Genomic DNA, 18,690 nt, shown 5'->3' with positions numbered 1-18,690 from the left:
ATGAATATTTCAAGACGACTGAACCGACTGGCAGAGCTGGTCACAGAGGGCAGCCGGCTGGCAGATGTGGGAACAGATCACGGATATGTTCCCCTTTGTCTTTGCAGGGAGAAAAAGATCCCGTCGGCGATAGCCATGGACATCAATGAGGGGCCTCTTAAGCGGGCAAAAAGCCATATCGCTGATGCCGGACTGGAGAATTACATAGAGACGCGGCTGTCTGACGGACTGCATGAGTTAAGAGGCGGCGAGGCGGACACGGTGCTTATCGCCGGCATGGGCGGCGCGTTGATGGTGCGGATTCTGACGGAAGGAACCCGGGCGCTTATGGGTGTACGGGAGCTGGTGCTGCAGCCCCAGTCGGAAATTGACGAGGTGCGGCGGTGGCTGTGTACCCACGGCTGGCATATCATGAAGGAAGATATTTTGCTGGATGAGGGGAAATATTATCCCATGTTCAAGGCCGTACCGGGTGAGACGGAAGGCTATACGGAGGCGGAGTACCGCTTCGGAAAGCTGGGACTCCAGGAATCTCCGGAGGTGCTGGCGGATTTCTTGGAGAAGAGGCTTGAGGTAAACCGGCAGATAGAGGCTGGGCTTCCGAAGAATGATGACGGACGGATTGCGGCGCGGAGAGCGGAAGTGGCGGCGGAAATCGGGCTGCTGACAGAAGTGCTGAGCTGTATAACGAGCTGACGATAAATACAAAAATTTACAATGTACAGTAACAAAACAGGAGCGTATAGAGAATGAGATGTCAGGATATTCTGGATAAAATCGAGGCGCGGTATCCGCGCAAATATGCCTGTGACTGGGACAATGTGGGCCTTCTGGCTGGAAGCCGGGAGCGGGAAGTGGATACAGTCTACATTGCCCTGGACGCTACTGACGAGGTGGTGGACGCGGCTTCCGAGTGCGGCGCGCAGCTGCTGCTGACCCATCACCCGATGATTTTCGGCGGCCTGAAATCTGTGACCACCGACGATTATGTGGGCGAACGGCTGATTCGCCTGATTCGAAACGACATTTCCTATTATGCCATGCATACCAATTATGATGTGATGGGAATGGCGGAGCTGGCGGCGGATATGCTGGATCTGAAGGATAGAAAGGTACTGGAGGAAGTGCTGGACGGCGAAGGCATCGGCCGTGTGGGCGATCTGCCTCGGAGTATGACCCTGGAGGAGTGTGCCAACTTTGTCAAAGGGCGCTTCGGGCTTCCCAATGTGAAGATTTTCGGAGAGCCGGAGAAGCAGGTGCAGCGGGCAGCCATCTGTCCGGGATCAGGCAAGAGCGAGGCGAAGCCGGCGCTCTCTATGGGAGCGGAAGTGTATATCACCGGCGATATCGATCATCACACCGGCATTGATATGGCGGACTGCGGTATGGCGATCATTGACGCAGGACATTACGGAGTGGAGCATATCTATATCGCGGATATGGAGCATTTTTTGAAGGAAAACTGTCCGGAGCTCCGTGTGTATACTGCGCCGGTGAAGCAGCCCTTTCAGGTGCTGTAAAAGATACTCGAAAAATGGAAGTTTCATGGCTGCTGTATCAGAACATGCAGCTGCCAATGTAAAATATGGAGGTGCGGCATATGAAAATGGTAAAGGTAAGTCTGAACGGAAAAACATATGAATATCCGGAAGGAACCCGATATCTGGAAATCGCGGCGGATATGCAAAAGGATTATTCCCACGATATCGTGCTGGTGTCAGTCAATAAGCGTCTGCGGGAGCTGAACAAGAAGCTGTACGAGGATGCGGAGCTTGTATTTTACACCACGGCGGATATGGTGGGGGCCCAGTCTTACCGGCGCAGCCTGACGATGCTGCTGATGAAAGCTATCTACCGGGTGGCGGGCCACGATCATGTGACACGAGCCCAGGTACATTATTCCCTGAGCAACGGTTATTACTGTACTGTGGAGGGCGACGTGCAGGTCGACGGCACGTTCCTTGCGGCGGTGAAGGCGCAGATGCAGGAATATGTGGCGCGTAAGACTCCTATCGAGAAGAAAAATGTGGGTACGGACAAGGCGCTTCGCATCTTTCATAACCATCGGATGTACGATAAGGAAAAGCTGTTCCGCTACCGCCGGGCTTCCCGGGTAAATATCTACAATATCGGTGAATTTGAGGATTATTACTACGGCTATATGGTGCCGGATACAGGGTATCTCAAGTATTTTGAGTTGTATCCTTACGATGAAGGCTTTGTACTTCAGTTCCCGACTGCCGCAGCGCCGGAAAAGATTCCGCCCTTCGCACCCCAGCATAAGGTATTTCAGGTAATGAAGGAATCTGCAAAATGGGGCGATCTGCTGGGTATTTCCACTGTCGGCGATCTGAACGACTGTATCGCCCGGGGTGGCCTGCATCAGCTGATTATGACCCAGGAGGCCCTGCAGGAACGGAAAATTGCGGAGATTGCAAGCCGGATTGCGGCAGATCGCAGTCGAAAGTTTATCATGATCGCGGGACCTTCTTCCTCGGGCAAGACGACATTTTCCAGAAGACTGTCCATCCAGCTGGCGGCGGCAGGTTTGAAGCCGCACCCTATTTCCGTTGACAATTATTTCGTAGAGCGGGAAATGACGCCCCGGGATGAAAATGGAGACTATAACTTCGAATGCCTGGAGGCCATGGATATCGAGCTGTTTAACCGGCAGATGTGCGAGCTTCTGGAGGGCAAAACCGTGGAACTGCCGTACTTCAATTTCAAGACCGGAAAGAAGGAGTATAACGGCGACTATATGACTATGGGAGAGGATGACATTCTGGTGATAGAGGGCATTCACTGTCTGAACGACAAGCTGTCCCACAGTCTGCCCCGGGAGAGTAAGTTTAAGATCTACATTAGCGCTCTGACACAGCTGAATGTAGATGAGCACAACCGGATCCCGACTACCGATGGCAGACTCATCCGCCGTATGGTCCGCGACGCGCGGACACGCGGAGCTAGCGCAGCCCGCACCATTTCCATGTGGCCTTCGGTCCGCAGAGGCGAGGAGGAGAATATCTTCCCCTACCAGGAGGAGGCGGATGTGGTATTTAATTCCGCATTGATTTATGAGCTTTCGGTTCTGAAGCAGTATGCGGAGCCGCTGCTTTTCGGCATCGACCGGGAAGCACCGGAGTATCTGGAGGCCAAGCGGCTTTTGAAGTTCCTAGATTATTTCCTGGGAGTAGACAGTACGAATATTCCGGATAACTCGCTGGTGCGGGAGTTTATTGGGGGCGGGTGCTTCCGGTTATAAGGGAAAAACCGTTTGGTTGAAGACGGACGGTTGAAAAAGGAGCTTTCCACGCTCGGGCGCAATTAGACCCTCCTTAGGAAAGCTCCTTTTTCAACCTGTTTTTCGGTGCAATGCACAAAAATTTTCGGTTCATTTTGTACAATCCACCAATTGACACTCACTCCTCCTCATGCTACTATAATGCCGTCATGTGAATACGTATTCACAAACATAAACACTGGTTTTTACAAGTATTACAACATAGAAGAAAACCATATCGACAGGAGAGATAACCCATGATTACAATGACCGAAATCGCCCGCCTCACCGGCGTGTCGCAGCCTACCGTATCCCGGGTGCTGAACGGCAACACTTCCGTGAAACCGGAGGTGCGGGAAAAAGTGCTGGCTTGCGCCAGAGAACATAATTTTCAACCCAATGCCATGGCCCGGGGGCTGGTGGGCAGCGGAACTAAGCTCATCGGCGTGGTGCTGACCGATATCTCCAACTCCTTTTTCGCGGATTTGGAGAAATACATGGAGCAGGCGGCGAGAAAAAAGGGCTACAGTCTGATTCTGTTTAACTCGGATTACGATCGGGAGAAGGAAAAACACTGTCTGGACGTCATGCGGCGCTACCGGGTGGACGGCCTGGTTATCGTGCCGGTGGCAGAGCATGACGCCGCGTTCCGGGAAGACATCAAAGCCCTGGATATCCCGGCTGTGGCTATTACACGTGAGACCGACCAGATGGACTGTGTCTACATTGAGCATGCAGAGGCAGGCGCACAGGTGGCGGAGCATCTGAAAAGCGTTGGCTGTGAACACTATATCTTTGTGGGAACGACTGAGGATAAAAAGTATCTGGGCTTCGCAGAGAAGATGAAGGAAACGGATCTGCATTTTGAGCAGAAGCTGACCCTGATAGAGACAAAGAATTCACGGGAAATTCAAGGCATTTTGAAAGCTCATTTTGATACACATCCGGGAAAAACCGGTATCTTTGCTTATAATGACCGCCGTGCCGTACAGGTTCACGGCATTTTGCAGAAGCTTGGTATCTCGATGCCGGAGCGTGCAGCCCTGGTGGGGTTCGATAACACCTATACCTGCGAGTACCTGTACCCGGCCCTGTCCAGCGTTTCCCAGCCAAACCGGGAGATGGCGGAAGAGGCCGTAAACATCCTGATAAAGAATATCGGGCAGCCGGAAGGCAGGGAGCTCGTTGCTCATCCCATGGGGGCACGGCTCATCGTCCGGGAAAGCTCAGAGATTTCAGAAAAGGAGAGAACGAAATGAACGCACTGCATCGCACTTGGGAAAAACTGATTTCCCAGACCCTCACGGAAGCGGAACAGATGCCGAAACGCTGGCGCCCGGGCTTTCATATCGCCCCGCCGGTGGGATGGCTCAACGATCCGAACGGACTCTGTCAGTACAAGGGCGTCTACCATGCCTTTTACCAGTATTCTCCATTTGAGGAAAAGGGCGGCCTGAAATTCTGGGCTCACTGCACCAGCACGGACCTGCTGCACTGGAAGCTGGAGAACATTCCCCTTTCCCCGGATCAGCCCTATGATTGCCACGGCGTATACTCCGGATCTGCAGTCATCGAGGATGACCACATGTACCTCTATTACACGGGAAATGTGAAAGAACTGGGCGATTACGACTACATCAACCAGGGTCGCCAGGCTAACACAGTCCGGGCCGTGAGTCTGGATGGGATCCATTTTGACCGGAAAGAACTGCTTTTGACTAACGCCGATTATCCCATGGACCTGACCTGCCATGTGCGGGATCCCAAGGTCTGGAAGAAAAATGGCCACTGGTACATGGTACAGGGCGCACGCACCAAAGAGGATCAGGGCGTGGTACTCCTCTTTACGTCCGGAGACGGCGTCAAATGGTTCTGCACCCACCGCCTCAAGTCTCCGAAGCCCTTCGGATTCATGTGGGAATGCCCGGATTTGTACGAGGTGGACGGACACACAGTCTTAAGTATCTCACCCCAGGGCGTAGAAGCGGACGGTTTGAAATACAACAACGTCTATCAGAGTGTCACCACCTTCCTGGATGGCGATTTCCGCACCACTTCGGTGAGCGGTGAATTCCGGGAGCTGGACGGCGGCTTTGATTTCTACGCGCCCCAGACCTTCGAGACTGAGGACGGACGGCGCATCGAAATCGGCTGGATGGGCATGGCGGATGTGGATGCGTTCTACACGAATCGTACGGTGGAGGATGGCTGGCAGCATGTACTGACCCTGCCGAGAGAACTGTCTGTGAAGGACGGCGTGCTCTGCCAGAGTCCCATCCGGGAGCTGGATGCTTATTGGACAGCGGAGCAGTCCTTTGAAAATGATTTCGCAGGCATGATGGGAAAGGCATTTGAAATCGAGCTTTCGGATGGAAATAAACTGGAAGAAAATGTAAAAATTACACTGGCGGAGTATCTTTGGCTGACATGGAACAGCAAAGAACAGATTTTCCGCATGGAATTTAAAGACAAGCTATTGGGATCAGGCCGTACAATGCGCGGACGTAAAATGACGAGACTGACAGATATGAGAGTGATTGTGGACGCCTCCTGTGTGGAAGTGTTCTTAAACGGCGGCAAGGATGTATTTTCCACCCGGTTCTATCCGGACGGGGAAGCGATAGAAGTCACAGTGAGCGCGCCGGGAGCAAAAGGCCGGTTGCGGATGTAAATCATAAGGGAGGTAACCATGGATTACAGAAAGACAGCGGAAGCAATCTATGAGAAAGTAGGAAAGAGAGAAAATCTGGTGTCAGTGGCGCATTGCTCCACGAGACTCCGGCTGGTACTGGCGGATGATAAGAAATGCGACGCAAAGGCAGTGGAAGACATTGACGGCGTCAAGGGCGTATTCAGCGCGTCCGGACAGCTGCAGGTCATCTTGGGAACAGGCGTCGTTAATAAGGTTTACGACGAGTTCCTTGTCATTTCCGGGATGACGGGTGTCAGCAAGGAGGAGGCCAAGGAAGCGGCGGCTCAGAAGCAGCCCTTCTACAAGCAGGCGATCAAGACTCTGGGCGACATTTTTGTTCCGATTATTCCGGCTATCGTGGCCAGCGGTTTCCTGATGGGAATCATGGAAGCATTGAATTTTATGGTAAATAATGGGTTCCTGAATCTGGACACCTCAGGCTCCCTGTTTGTGCTGGCGAATTTATTTGCCAACACGGCGTATACCTTCCTGCCCATTCTGATTGCCTACAGCGCGGCCAAGGTATTCGGCGGAAATCCCTATCTGGGCGCAGTCATCGGTATGATGATGATTCATCCGAATCTGCAGAACGCCTGGACGGTGGCGACCGAGGGCGTGAAACAGACTCTTCCGGTCTGGTTTGGCCTTTACAGAGTAGACCTGGTGGGCTATCAGGGACATGTCATTCCGGTTATCATCGCGGTATTTGTCATGTGCCAGATTGAAAAGCGTTTGCACAAGGTTGTTCCGGCCATGTTTGACCTGTTTGTGACGCCGCTGGTCAGCGTCTTTGTCACAGGCTACCTGACCTTTTCCATCATCGGTCCTATCTTTGTAACTGTGGAAAACGGTATCCTGAATGGGGTACAGCAGCTTCTGACCCTGCCCTTCGGTATCGGCAGCTTTATCATGGGCGGCCTTTATTCCACTACGGTAGTGGCGGGCGTCCATCATATGTATACGCTGATTGATGTGGGTCAGCTTGGCCTTTATGGAAAAACCTACTGGCTTCCGCTGGCATCCGCAGCGAATATCGCCCAGGGCGCAGCAGCCCTGGCGGTAGCGCTGAAAACCAGAAATCAGAAGACGAAATCCATGGCAGTCCCCTCCGCCATGTCCTGCTTCATGGGAATCACCGAGCCGGCTATCTTTGGCGTAAACCTGCGGTTCTTCAAGCCCTTTATCTGCGGAGCGGCAGGTGGCGCCTGCGGAGCCCTCTATGCTTCCGTCGTGGGTCTGGGCGCAACCGGAACCGGCGTCACCGGTATCTTCGGCCTGCTGCTCTGCCTGAATGATCCGCTGAATTATATTGTGATGTTCCTTATTTCCGCAGGCTCAGCCTTTGCGTTGACCTGGGTGTTCGGGTACAAGGATCCGGTGGAGACAAAGGCTGCTCCGGCAGAGAAAGTCCCTGTGGTAAGTGAGTCTCCGGCAACGGAAAAGGAAGGTTCCCGAGGCGGCGCGGTATACGCTCCGGTCACTGGCGAGGCTATTTCCTATACGGAGATCGCGGATCCGACCTTTGCATCCGGCGTTCTGGGCAAGGGCGCAGGTATCCGTCCGGAGAAGGGCGAGATCCAGGCTCCCTTTGACGGAACCGTTACCATGGTTTTTGATACGAAGCATGCCATCGGACTGGAAAGCGCGGACGGCACGGAGCTTCTGATTCATGTGGGGCTCAATACGGTAGAATTAAAGGGAAGATATTTTACTTCCTTATGCGAAGCTGGTGCAAAGGTGAAACAGGGCGATAAGCTTCTGGAATTCGATATAGAGGCCATCAGGACAGCCGGCTACGACGCCACTGTAGCGGTTCTGGCGTCTGCCCCGGAAAATGTGAAGGACATAAAGACCGGGCACGTGGAAGCCGGAGAGAAGATATTTGAGACCTGCGGGAACTAAATAGAGCTAAATGCGGCTTCTTTTACCGGAAATCAGGAAAAGGAGCCGCATTTTTGTGTAGAATTTTATTTTAATAAATGTGCTTCCATACGCCGAATATAAGGTTCCAGCGTGTAGCGATCTACGAGAGCAGTCGTAGTGCCCTGTCGAGTGGTACTTAAGCCTGCGGCGTAAGTGGCGATTTTGGCTGCAGAGATCAGATCGTAATCATAAAGCAGGTAGGATACCAGTGTGGAAATAAAAGCATCTCCGGCACCGGAACTGTCTACGGAAATAACATCAATAGCCGGGAGTGAGCAAGAAAATTCCCGGGAACGGATGTAGCAGCCTTTGGAACCAAGAGTTACGATAACTGTTTGGATGCCCTTAGATAAAAGAAAACTGGTTTTTTCTTCCATATTGTCTGAACCAGGACAGATTTCATTTAATTCATCTAGATTTGGTACCAATATATCAATAAGTTTTAAAAGCTTGGTTGGAAGAAAAGTGCAGGCGCTAGGTTTCAGGACGGTGGTAAGTCCATGCTTTTTTGCAAGTTCAGCAGCTTTAATAACTGCCTCCATAGGAATTTCAGTTTGCATCATACAGAAGCTGGCATTTGTGAAGAGACGCTCATTATTGATAATGTCCTGTGGCGTAATGGAATTATTGGCACCGGACATGATTGTAATCATAGAATCGCCGTCTTCCTGGACAAAAATATAAGCTTGTCCGGTTTTCTGTCCCTTGCTGCGCTTGATGCCGATGGTGTCTACCTGACAGCCTTTGGCATATTCGTAAAGAAGATCAGCATCGGCATCATCACCTACACAGCCGATAGCACATACATTGTGGCCGAGTTTTGCTGCGCCGATAGCTTCATTAATGCATTTGCCACCGGGATGGATGACAGAGGCGGGAGCGGTTACGGTTTTTCCTGTGTGAGGAAGTTCCTTAAAATTCATGTAATTATCGATATTAATACTGCCCAGAGAAAGAATTTTCTTCAGACGTGTATTGTAAGGAATATCGATAGAAAAGGTATTGTCAAGGTTCAATGGAAGTTCCGGGGATGGAACTTCTTTCTTTTTTTCGAGCGTATGAATCAGTGTCTGTACTAGATAACGACTGAATTCAAAATGCGGGATTGTCAGAGTGGACAAGGGCGGATACTCAAGGTTCAGTCGATCTCCATCTTTGAGAGATACCAGAGAAAGATCGTAGGGAATATTGTAATGCAAGGAGTCTGCCAGTTGATAAAGTCGAACAGCGGAGGTGTAATGTGAAACTACAATGCCGCTGAACAGGTGATTTGCCATTTTACTAACGGGAAAATCATCTTCTTCATGGAAAATAAGATTATCATTGACAGGAATATTATGTTCAAAAAGACATTGACGGTATCCCTGATAAAATCCATTCGTGCGCGTGCCTTCACGAAGAAGGCACGCAATGTCGGTATGATTCGCATTTACAAGGGCTTCTGTAGCCAGGTAGCCCATTTTCTGATAATCCAGATTTAATGCCTGATCCGCATCAATATTGGTGAGCAGATAGGGAATCTCCGCGCGTTTCAGATAGACGGCTGCTTCTTCCATACTATCCCGGGAAATAGGCTCCCAGATAATACCGTCTACATTCATATTAATAAGAGATGTAATATTCTTTAATTCCTGTTCAGGGGAAAGAACGCTTTCGTAGAAAAGGACGGAATAGCCTTCCGAGCGAGCAGCCTCCAGAATGCCGCCTGCGGACATTCCCAGTTCTACGGTATTGCGGAATACAGCGCCGATACATAGAGTCTTGACGGTTCCGGCGGTATTGACAGAAGCATAGGGCTTGTAATGATATTCCTTTGCGATCTGAAGTACATGTTCACGGGTTTCAGCGCTGATACTGCTGTCTTTGTTATTCATGATTTTGGAGACCGTGGAGGCAGAAACTCCGGCCAGTTTTGCAATTTCGTTGATAGTCATGGTTAAAATTACCTCTTTATTCTGTAAAATAGAAAATGCATTCTGATGCCATTGTACAATAAAACCGGAAAAATGAAAAGAATATTATACGAAATAAATAATTGGTATTGACAAGATGATGAAATTGTGCTATCTTTTGAACAAGGAAAACAGTTTCGGAAAATATTTTCCTAGAAATGAAGGAACATGGGGATGAAACCTGAAACATGGGTCCGGTGTCGGCAGACACTAGAAAGATGTGCAAAAACGAAAGGAGAGGAACATTATGATGAAGAAAACATGGTCGCTGCTTCTGGCGACAGCAATGGTAGCCGGAATGCTTACCGGCTGCGGTGGACAGAAAAGTAATGGGGGAAGTGAGGCGGCTGCAACAGAACCGGTTGCAGTGGAGGAACCGACCACAGACGAGAATACAAGCTACAAGAAAGAAATCCGAATCGGTACACTGGCTGACCTGACTGTAAAGAACCGTTATGCAGGTACCGCGACCGTAACAACACAGACCTGTAATTCCACTTTCAACGGACTGGTATCCATGGGAACAGATGGAGAAGCTGCTCCTGAGCTTGCTACCGAGTGGAGCAGCAACGATGATTCCAGCGAGTGGACCTTCAAGCTGCGTGAGGGCGTGAAATTCCATGACGGAAGTGATTTCACAGCAGATGATGTAAAGTTTACCTGGGAATACGCAAGCAGCACCGAGAATGATGGTATTACACAGCCGATTACCGGAGCGAGCATGGTGGACGAGGTTGTAGTAGATGACCCATACACCGTTACCTTTAAACTGAATACCAGTTCCGCAGACTGGTTGTACTATGCGGCACAGGATATTATGAGTAAAACCGCAGTAGAAAGCATGGGCTTTGAGAAAGGTGGAGCAATTGGTACTGGCGCATACTACTTTGATACATTGGAATCCGGCGTTTCATGGACCATCCGCCGATTTGAAGATTACTGGGGAGAGAAGCCGGTTACTGATGCAATTACCTTTGTAGTTATCACAGACGCAAGTGCAAGAGCGTTGGCACTTCAGTCTGGAGATATTGACGCAATGTACGATGGAAACCCGTCTGATATCGTGAACCTGATGAATGATGGACAGTACAATGTATACAAGGCAGACAACATTCAGGTGGTATACGCAGGATTTAACGCACTGACCGAATATGGTGCAAACAAGATTGTACGTCAGGCTGTTGCAATGGCAGTAAATCGCGATGATGTTGTAAATGCATGCTATGAGAACGGCAACTGCGGTGTGGCAGCAGATAACTTTATCAGTGCAGTAGCAGCAGGTTACACACCGGTAGAAGCATATCAGTATGATCCGGAAGGCGCTCAGAAGCTTCTGGAGGACAACGGACTTTCTGGAATTACCCTGAAGCTTTACACCTTCTCCAAGTACATTCCATTGGCAGAGGTTATGCAGGCAAGCCTTGCACAGGTAGGAATTAACCTTGAGATTACCGAGTATGCGCAAACAGGTTTCACAAAGGCTATCAAAGAAGATAACAAATATGATCTGGCTATCAACTGTACCTCCCAGTATGGCGGTATCATGACTGTCATGGTGGAGTATCTGATGACCAATGCGGCAAGATCATTCATGAATTATTCTAACGCAGACTTTGACGCGAAGCTGACAGAGGCACTTGCAAGTCCGAACTATGAAGAAATGCTTGCAAAATATGCAGAGCTTCAGCAGTTTGTAGCAGAAGATGTACCGGCAGTTCCACTTTGCATGGCAAACCTGTTCTGCATCGGAACCAATAATTTCTATGGTGTAAACTTAAATGCACAGGCAGTAGACGTTGACTTTACTAACTGTTACGTAATCGAGCAGTAAGGGCTTTCGAAGGGCTGCCGCTGAAAAAGCGGCGGCCCTGTTTGATAAAAAGGAGTTATCTATGCTGAAATATGTTGTAAAACGAATTCTGATGATTATTCCTGTGGTACTGGCAGTTTCCTTTATTGTATTTTTTATCATGGATTTTGTACCATCCGATCCGGCGGTTACGGTATTGGGAGACGGAGCCACAGAAGAACAGCTGGATTATTACAGAGAGACGCACGGATTAAATGATCCGTTGATTATCCGTTATGTAAGATATATGGAAGGAATCGTGCAGGGCGACCTGGGAACCAGCTACGCACAGAACCGTCCGGTATGGGACATTTTCTTTGAAAAATTCCCGAATACCTTTAAGCTGGCAGTCGCTTCTGTGGTTGTTACTGTGTTGTTGTCAATTCCGCTTGGCATACTGGCTGCGGTCAAAAACAATACATGGGTGGATACGGTATGTTCTACGTTTTCGTTTGTGGGACTGGCGATGCCGAACTTCTGGCTGGGATTGCTGTTGATTATGCTGTTTTCCGTAAATTTGCATTTGTTGCCCTCCACGGGAGCAGTGGGGGTCAAGAGTCTGATTCTTCCGGCGATTACCTGCGGAACCGGTAATATGGCGGCGCTGACGCGTATCACCCGTTCTTCCATGTTGGATGTACTGCGGCAGGACTACTTACGTACAGCGAGAGCAAAGGGACAGAGCGAGGGAAAGATTATTACACGGCATGCGTTTAAGAATGCGCAGATTCCGGTTGTTACGCAGATTGGTATTCAGATGTCTACACTGCTTGGCGGCGCGGTACTGACAGAACGTGTATTCGCCTGGCCGGGCGTGGGAGCGTTCCTGGTAGATTCCATTCAGAAAAGTGATTTCGAAGTGGTAACAGGATTCGTAATCATGCTTGCTATTTTTGTATCCATTATCTTATTGCTGGTTGACGTGGTTTACGCATTTCTGGATCCCAGAATCAAAGCACAGTATTCCAAAGGTTGAGGTGGCATATGAGCAGTTCAAAAGAAAAGTCAAAAGTAAAACAGAATCGTTTCCTGGAAATCTGGAAACAGTTTCGCAGAAATAAAGGAGCCATGTTCGGGTTGGTGGTACTGATATTGTTGATTCTGATTGCGGTTTTCGCGGATGTAATCTGGGATTACGATACAGATATTACAGCTATGCAGGTGGGCGATTGTCTGCTGAAGCCCTGTCTGGCACATCCGTTCGGAACAGATAATTACGGACGCGACATGCTGGCGCGTATCGGTTATGGAACTAGATACTCTTTAGCCATCGGATTCGCGTCAGTATTTATGGGAACCATCGTCGGCGTACCGCTGGGAGCGTTGGCAGGCTATATGGGCGGAAAATTTGATACAATTCTGATGCGTATTGTAGATACCTTTACGATTATCCCGAGCCTTCTGATGACCATTATTCTGGTATCCGTACTGGGAACCAATCTGTTTAACCTGATGCTGGCGCTTTCTATCAGTACGATTCCGGTTATGACGCGTATTACACGTGCGTCGGTTATGGTAACAAGAAATAATGATTATATTGAATCAGCCAGGGCAATCGGAGCTCCGACTCATATAATTCTGCTGAAGCATGTGCTCCCGAACTGCTTTTCTCCGATTCTGGTACAGGCAACCCTTCGTGTGGGAACTTCGATTATTTCGGCAGCAGGACTCAGCTATATCGGACTGGGCGTTCCGCTTCCGACACCCGAATGGGGTGCGCTTTTAAGTGCGTCGAAATCCTTTATAATTAACGCGCAGCACATGTGTCTGTTCCCGGGTCTGGCAATTATGATTACGGTTATGGTAATTAACCTGGTTGGCGACGGTCTGCGGGACGCATTGGATCCGAAGCTGAAACGATAAGGCGGTGTAGGTATGATATTTGGTGGAAAAAAGAAAGTAAACAGAAATGAAAGCAGTCTGGACAGCATCCGGGAAAAGACGGATCTGGCTGTGGATGTGGAAAATCTGGTTGTAAAATATAAGACTTCGGAAGCGACTGTAGAGGCGGTCAATTCCATCAGCCTGAAGGTTAAGAAGAAAAGAACTCTGGGTCTTGTGGGAGAGACCGGAGCCGGAAAAACCACAGCTATGTTAGCGTTGATGAATATGGTTCCCAATCCTCCCGGAGTCATTACAGACGGTATTGTAAAAATCAACGGCCTGGATATGCTGCATTTGACGTCTGCTCAATTGCAGACGGTACGTGGAAGTGAGATTGCCATGATATTTCAGGATCCTATGACGTCTCTGAATCCAGTTCTGACCGTTGGTGAGCAGATTGAAGAGAGTATCTTGTTACATCAGAAGGTAACAAAGGCAGAGGCGGTAAAAGAAGCGCAGAAGCTTCTGGCAACAGTAGGTATTGACCCGAAACGTGTTTCTGAATATCCTCATCAGTTTTCCGGCGGTATGCGTCAGAGAGTGGGTATCGCGATTGCGTTAGCCTGTAATCCATCTGTACTGATTGCCGACGAACCCACGTCCGCCCTTGATGTGACAATTCAGGCGCAGATTTTGCAGATGATGCGGAATTTAAAGGATGAAAATGATATGTCGATGATTCTGATTACCCATGATCTCGGTGTGGTAGCGGAAATGTGCGACGATGTGGCAGTCATGTATGCCGGTCATATTGTAGAATATGGTACGCTGGAAGAGGTATTTAACAATACAAAGCATCCATACACAGAGGGCCTGTTTGACTCCCTGCCCAATATCCACAAACGTGTGGAAAAGCTACATCCGATTCAGGGTCTGATGCCAGATCCGTCCAACCTTCCAAAGGGTTGTACCTTTGCGGAGAGATGTCCTTACGCAACGGATAAATGTCGGGAGCAGGAGCCGGAGACCTTTGAATTTTCTGAGATCCACAGAGCTGCCTGCAGCGCGTACAGAAATTCTGATTTCAGAATCAGGAGGAATAAATAATGGCGGAGAATATTCTTGAAGTAAAAAATCTGAAAAAATATTTTAAAACTCATAAGGGAAATGTACATGCGGTAGACAATGTGAGCTTTACACTGGAGCGTGGCAAGACGCTGGGAATCGTAGGAGAGTCCGGATGTGGAAAATCCACCACTGGAAGAACAATTCTGCGACTGATTGAACCCACCTCAGGGGAAGTTTATTTTGAGGGAAGAGACATCAGTAAGCTTTCAGGAAAAGAGATGACGAAGCTTCGGAAAGATATGCAGATTATTTTCCAGGATCCTTTTTCCTCTCTGGATCCCCGTATGACGGTAAGCCAGCTGATTGCGGAACCTTTGAAATATCACCCGATTTTGAAGACAAAGAGCGGAAAAGCCCTGGAAAAAGAGACAGAAGAAACGGTACTGGAATTGATGAATACGGTAGGACTGGCAGAACGTCTTTATAATGCTTATCCGCATGAGCTGGACGGAGGACGTCGCCAGAGAATCGGAATTGCCCGCGCACTGGCACTACAGCCGAAGCTGATTGTCTGCGATGAGCCGGTATCCGCTCTGGATGTGTCTATTCAGGCGCAGATTCTGAATCTATTACAGGAACTGCAGAAGGAAAGAGGTTTGACATATATTTTTATCACCCATAATCTTTCCGTAGTAAATCATATTGCAGACGAAATCGCGGTTATGTATCTGGGAAGTATCGTGGAGAAAGCACCGGTGGAGGAACTTTTTGAAAATCCGCTTCATCCTTATACGAAGGCATTACTTTCCGCTATTCCTGTACCGGAAATACATGAAGCCAGAAAAGAGCCAGTAATCCAGGGAGAAGTAGTGTCTCCGATTAATCTTCCGGATGAATGCCGCTTTTATAAGAGATGCCCAAATCGCTGCGACACCTGCAAGAATGGTGTGCCTGCGTTGCGGGAAGTGAGTCCCGGACATTTTGTCGCCTGTACAAATTGCCACTAGCAAAATACAGATGTACAGAGCAGGAGGTAAGATATGAGGTTTGTCAATTTTGGTTCTTTGAATATTGACTATACATTCATTGTAGATAAGATTGTCTGTGCCGGACAGACCATATCCTCGTTATCAGAACAACGGTTTCCGGGAGGAAAGGGATTGAATCAGAGTCTGGCAGCGGCCAGAGCCGGCTGTGAGATTTATCATGCAGGTCAGATCGGTGACGATGGATTATTTTTAAAGGAGCTTCTGGAGGAGGCGGATGTGGATTGCCGTTTTCTGAAGGTGGCAGAAGAAGGTGGAACCGGAAAGGCATTTATTCAAGTGGAGTCTTCCGGTCAGAATTGTATCGTGCTGAGCGGCGGAGCTAATCAGAAAAATACGCATGAATACTGTGATGAGGTATTGAACTATTTTGGAGAGGGAGATTATCTTCTTCTTCAGAATGAGGTAAACTGCCTGGATTATCTGATTGAACAGGGCAATAAAAAGGGAATGCGGATTGTGCTGAATCCTTCCCCAATGAATGAAAAGATTTTTCAATGTGATTTGAGCAAGGTATCCATGTTCATTATGAATGAAGATGAGGGGTATCAGATTTCCGGTGAGACAGAGCCGGAGAAAATTCTGGAACTAATGGAAGAGAAGTATCCGAATGCAGAGGTTGTATTGACGTTGGGAGAAAAAGGAGCCGCGTATTCGCACAAAAAAGAGAGAATTTATCAGATGGGATATCCGGTCAAAACCGTGGATACAACAGGAGCCGGAGATACCTTTACCGGATATTTTCTGGCATGCATTCTCAGAAATATGCAGATAAAAGACTGTCTGCAGTACGCTTCCAGGGCGGCGGCCATCGCGGTGACGCGAAAGGGAGCAGCATCGGCGATTCCGTGGAAAGAAGAAGTAGATGAATATGAAGAGAAGATTGCTCTCTGATGTAGAAGATGGGAGGGTATAAAGATGGATGAGACAACGAGACGACAGAAGCTCACGATTCCGGAGGGCAGGCTGCGTATTGTGATAGATTCAGATGCGAAAAATGAAGTGGACGATCAGTTTGCAATTGCCTGGGCACTCCGTTCCCCGGAACGTTTTCAGATAGAAGCAGTCTATGCAGCGCCTTTTTCTCATACGGTATTCCGGCATAATATAGGGGATTATGATTTCCTGGTTCAGGAAGACCCAAAGGAAGGCATGGAACAGAGTTATGAGGAAATAAGGAAGATTTACCAGCTGCTAGGTGAGAACCCGGATGGAAAGGTCTTTCGTGGCGCGACGGGATACATAGATGAAGACAGAAATCCCGTGCAGAGTGACGCAGTCCATGATTTGATCGAGCGTGGAATGAACAGTGAGGAAACACTGTACGTGGTGTCGATCGGAGCCTGCACCAATGTGGCATCTGCCTTGATACAGGAGCCAAAACTGGCGGAACATATTGTGGTAGTTTGGCTTGGGGGGCAGCCATTATATTTTGACCACGGGTATGAGTTTAACATGGGACAAGATATACGCGGAGCGCAGCACCTGTTTAACTGTGGCGTACCGCTGGTTTGGATTCCGTGTATGAATGTGGCCTCTTTGTTATCGTTTTCAGATGATGAAGCGAAGAGTAAGTTAAATGGAAAAAGTCGTATTGGTACATATCTTACGGATATTGTGCTGGATCAGTTTTCCAATCTGGATAAGGCGCTGTCGCGTGGCAAGATGCACAGAACGTTGCAGCTGCGTGGACGGGAGGATCAGTCGGAAGAGTATTTTGCACGGTTCGAGTCAAAGTATGTGGCCTGGTCGAGAACCATATGGGATATTTCCACGATCGCGTTTCTGAAAAATCCGGGCTGGGTACAGTCTACGCGTGTCCCGTCGCCGATTCTTGGTGATGACTGCCGTTGGGTAAAGGATCGGGAGATGACTAGCCGTCACGAGATCCGTGTGGCCAATTACTGTCAGAGAGATCTGATTTTCGGAGATCTGGTGGCATGTCTGAATCATGATTGAATATAAAAAAGAAAGATTTTGATTTATTTGGAAATTCCTTGTCAAATCTGTCGCATTATAGTATTATGACTTTATGACATTGCATATTCTGGAAATGGCGCTGTCTCGGAAAAGGAGAATTTATGGCGTTGACAAAAGAAGATGCAGTTATGCTATCCCAACTGTTCAGCGAGCAATTGGAAAAGCAGTTGGAGAAGCAATTGGAAAAGCATTTGGCCCCTATCCATGAACAGCTACAGGGTATTCATATGCGTTTGGACAGACTGGAAGAGTGCGTAACAAGGCTAGAGGAACGCGTAACGAGGTTGGAAGAACGCGTAACGAAGCTGGAAGAATGTATGACAGCCCTGGAAGAGCGTGTAACGAAGCTGGAAGAACGCATGACAGCCCTGGAGGAACGCGTAACGAAGCTGGAAGAACGTATGACAGCAATGGAAGAGCGCATGACGGTAATGGAAGAGCGCATGACGGTAATGGAAGAGCGCATGACAGCAATGGAAGGCCGTATGACAGTAATGGAAGGTCGCATGACAGCTGTAGAAGACCGCATGACTATCAACGAGGGACATATGCTGAAAGTAGAACTCATGCTGGAGAACGATATGCTGCCGAGACTTCAGAATATCGAAGCCTGCTATACCTCCACATATCGGAGGTATCAGTTTCGGACCGAACAGATCGACACCATGCAGGAAGATGTAAATGTTTTAAAAAAAGTAGTTCAGGAGCACAGCGAGATGTTATTGAGACTGGCCTGAATGCAGAATCGTGCAATGTCTGATTGCACAAAAGAGAAAAACGCCGTAGGCTTTGCCTGCGGCGTTCATACGTTACCGGTTCTGCTGGGCCAGCTCCTTCAGCTCCTGGAAGAGCTCCAGATCCTCTCTGCTGATTTTTAGATTGGAACAGAAGGTTCTGCCGTCCGGCTCCGTGACCTTGAATTCCAGAATCGTCCCTTCGTGAATCCCGTTTTGCATGACAGAATTCAGAAAAAGCGGAAACTTAGGGTGCGCGGACTGGAAACGGTCCCAGGCGGATTTCATTTTCAAAAGCTGCATTGGATTCATAGATAATTCTCCCTGTAAAAGTATGATATC

Annotated in this window: 16 protein-coding genes; 14 read left to right on the top strand and 2 right to left on the bottom strand. The window is 48.8% G+C overall.

Annotation, left to right across the window (positions count from 1 at the left end; translation table 11 throughout):
- The 6 genes from WMO29_RS10095 to WMO29_RS10070 all read left to right on the top strand — a co-directional run bounded on the left by WMO29_RS10095 (position 1) and on the right by WMO29_RS10070 (position 7,874).
- Entirely contained in the window at positions 1-696 is a 696-nt protein-coding gene (locus WMO29_RS10095; protein WP_349164684.1) for a tRNA (adenine(22)-N(1))-methyltransferase, read from the top strand.
- A 53-nt stretch (positions 697-749) separates the two neighbouring features.
- Entirely contained in the window at positions 750-1,520 is a 771-nt protein-coding gene (locus WMO29_RS10090) for a Nif3-like dinuclear metal center hexameric protein (protein ID WP_178040187.1), read from the top strand.
- An 80-nt stretch (positions 1,521-1,600) separates the two neighbouring features.
- Positions 1,601-3,262 (top strand): nucleoside kinase, encoded by a 1,662-nt coding sequence (locus WMO29_RS10085; RefSeq protein ID WP_349164683.1) that lies wholly within the window; start codon positions 1,601-1,603, stop codon positions 3,260-3,262.
- 275 nt (positions 3,263-3,537) lie between these two features.
- Positions 3,538-4,539 carry a LacI family DNA-binding transcriptional regulator gene (locus WMO29_RS10080; protein WP_349164682.1) on the top strand — a complete coding sequence of 334 codons (1,002 nt, stop codon included), beginning with the start codon at positions 3,538-3,540 and terminating at the stop codon, positions 4,537-4,539.
- Entirely contained in the window at positions 4,536-5,951 is a 1,416-nt protein-coding gene (locus WMO29_RS10075; RefSeq protein WP_349164681.1) for a glycoside hydrolase family 32 protein, read from the top strand. The genes WMO29_RS10080 and WMO29_RS10075 overlap by 4 nt, the downstream gene beginning before the upstream one ends.
- Before the next feature lie 18 nt (positions 5,952-5,969).
- Positions 5,970-7,874 (top strand): PTS sucrose transporter subunit IIABC, encoded by a 1,905-nt coding sequence (locus WMO29_RS10070; protein ID WP_349164680.1) that lies wholly within the window; start codon positions 5,970-5,972, stop codon positions 7,872-7,874.
- A 65-nt stretch (positions 7,875-7,939) separates the two neighbouring features.
- On the opposite strand, the gene WMO29_RS10065 is transcribed toward WMO29_RS10070, so the two are convergent.
- Positions 7,940-9,829, bottom strand: coding sequence for a PfkB family carbohydrate kinase (locus tag WMO29_RS10065; RefSeq protein WP_349164679.1), 1,890 nt, complete (start codon positions 9,827-9,829; stop codon positions 7,940-7,942).
- 265 nt (positions 9,830-10,094) lie between these two features.
- Between WMO29_RS10065 and WMO29_RS10060 the strand changes: the two genes are divergently transcribed.
- From WMO29_RS10060 to WMO29_RS10025, 8 genes are all read left to right on the top strand, one after another.
- Positions 10,095-11,678: an ABC transporter substrate-binding protein gene (locus WMO29_RS10060; protein ID WP_349164678.1), complete on the top strand. Its 1,584-nt coding sequence runs from the start codon at positions 10,095-10,097 to the stop codon at positions 11,676-11,678.
- Between the two features lie 61 nt (positions 11,679-11,739).
- Positions 11,740-12,672, top strand: a complete 933-nt coding sequence (locus WMO29_RS10055; RefSeq protein ID WP_349164677.1) for an ABC transporter permease — start codon at positions 11,740-11,742, stop codon at positions 12,670-12,672.
- Between the two features lie 8 nt (positions 12,673-12,680).
- The gene (locus tag WMO29_RS10050; RefSeq protein WP_349164676.1) at positions 12,681-13,559 is read left to right on the top strand and encodes an ABC transporter permease; all 879 of its coding nucleotides are present in this window, start codon (positions 12,681-12,683) and stop codon (positions 13,557-13,559) included.
- A 12-nt stretch (positions 13,560-13,571) separates the two neighbouring features.
- Positions 13,572-14,627: an ABC transporter ATP-binding protein gene (locus tag WMO29_RS10045; RefSeq protein ID WP_349164675.1), complete on the top strand. Its 1,056-nt coding sequence runs from the start codon at positions 13,572-13,574 to the stop codon at positions 14,625-14,627.
- The gene (locus tag WMO29_RS10040) at positions 14,627-15,595 is read left to right on the top strand and encodes an ABC transporter ATP-binding protein (protein ID WP_349164674.1); all 969 of its coding nucleotides are present in this window, start codon (positions 14,627-14,629) and stop codon (positions 15,593-15,595) included. Before WMO29_RS10045 ends, WMO29_RS10040 begins: the two co-directional genes overlap by 1 nt.
- 33 nt (positions 15,596-15,628) lie before the next feature.
- Positions 15,629-16,528 (top strand): ribokinase, encoded by a 900-nt coding sequence (locus WMO29_RS10035; protein ID WP_349164673.1) that lies wholly within the window; start codon positions 15,629-15,631, stop codon positions 16,526-16,528.
- 24 nt (positions 16,529-16,552) lie between these two features.
- A complete protein-coding gene (locus tag WMO29_RS10030; protein WP_349164672.1) occupies positions 16,553-17,593 on the top strand; it encodes a nucleoside hydrolase in 1,041 nt (346 codons plus the stop codon).
- A gap of 122 nt (positions 17,594-17,715) precedes the next feature.
- The gene (locus WMO29_RS10025; RefSeq protein ID WP_349164671.1) at positions 17,716-18,351 is read left to right on the top strand and encodes a hypothetical protein; all 636 of its coding nucleotides are present in this window, start codon (positions 17,716-17,718) and stop codon (positions 18,349-18,351) included.
- A gap of 72 nt (positions 18,352-18,423) precedes the next feature.
- Here WMO29_RS10025 and WMO29_RS10020 read toward each other — a convergent pair whose 3' ends face one another.
- The gene (locus WMO29_RS10020) at positions 18,424-18,660 is read right to left on the bottom strand and encodes a hypothetical protein (protein ID WP_178039657.1); all 237 of its coding nucleotides are present in this window, start codon (positions 18,658-18,660) and stop codon (positions 18,424-18,426) included.
- Positions 18,661-18,690 lie beyond the last annotated feature (30 nt).

This window comes from Laedolimicola intestinihominis (assembly GCF_040096155.1).
GTDB lineage: Bacteria > Bacillota > Clostridia > Lachnospirales > Lachnospiraceae > Laedolimicola > Laedolimicola intestinihominis.
This window is presented reverse-complemented; position numbering and strand designations above follow the sequence as displayed.

Excerpts from the sequence above, each read along its gene's own strand:
- WMO29_RS10070 (WP_349164680.1), top strand. The coding sequence starts at position 5,970 with ATGGATTACAGAAAGACAGCGGAAGCAATCTATGAGAAAGTAGGAAAG.
- WMO29_RS10045 (WP_349164675.1), top strand. The coding sequence starts at position 13,572 with ATGATATTTGGTGGAAAAAAGAAAGTAAACAGAAATGAAAGCAGTCTG.
- WMO29_RS10030 (WP_349164672.1), top strand. The coding sequence starts at position 16,553 with ATGGATGAGACAACGAGACGACAGAAGCTCACGATTCCGGAGGGCAGG.
- WMO29_RS10065 (WP_349164679.1), bottom strand. The coding sequence starts at position 9,829 with ATGACTATCAACGAAATTGCAAAACTGGCCGGAGTTTCTGCCTCCACG.
- WMO29_RS10025 (WP_349164671.1), top strand. The coding sequence starts at position 17,716 with ATGGCGTTGACAAAAGAAGATGCAGTTATGCTATCCCAACTGTTCAGC.
- WMO29_RS10040 (WP_349164674.1), top strand. The coding sequence starts at position 14,627 with ATGGCGGAGAATATTCTTGAAGTAAAAAATCTGAAAAAATATTTTAAA.
- WMO29_RS10085 (WP_349164683.1), top strand. The coding sequence starts at position 1,601 with ATGAAAATGGTAAAGGTAAGTCTGAACGGAAAAACATATGAATATCCG.
- WMO29_RS10060 (WP_349164678.1), top strand. The coding sequence starts at position 10,095 with ATGATGAAGAAAACATGGTCGCTGCTTCTGGCGACAGCAATGGTAGCC.
- WMO29_RS10050 (WP_349164676.1), top strand. The coding sequence starts at position 12,681 with ATGAGCAGTTCAAAAGAAAAGTCAAAAGTAAAACAGAATCGTTTCCTG.
- WMO29_RS10080 (WP_349164682.1), top strand. The coding sequence starts at position 3,538 with ATGATTACAATGACCGAAATCGCCCGCCTCACCGGCGTGTCGCAGCCT.
- WMO29_RS10095 (WP_349164684.1), top strand. The coding sequence starts at position 1 with ATGAATATTTCAAGACGACTGAACCGACTGGCAGAGCTGGTCACAGAG.
- WMO29_RS10035 (WP_349164673.1), top strand. The coding sequence starts at position 15,629 with ATGAGGTTTGTCAATTTTGGTTCTTTGAATATTGACTATACATTCATT.
- WMO29_RS10075 (WP_349164681.1), top strand. The coding sequence starts at position 4,536 with ATGAACGCACTGCATCGCACTTGGGAAAAACTGATTTCCCAGACCCTC.
- WMO29_RS10020 (WP_178039657.1), bottom strand. The coding sequence starts at position 18,660 with ATGAATCCAATGCAGCTTTTGAAAATGAAATCCGCCTGGGACCGTTTC.
- WMO29_RS10055 (WP_349164677.1), top strand. The coding sequence starts at position 11,740 with ATGCTGAAATATGTTGTAAAACGAATTCTGATGATTATTCCTGTGGTA.
- WMO29_RS10090 (WP_178040187.1), top strand. The coding sequence starts at position 750 with ATGAGATGTCAGGATATTCTGGATAAAATCGAGGCGCGGTATCCGCGC.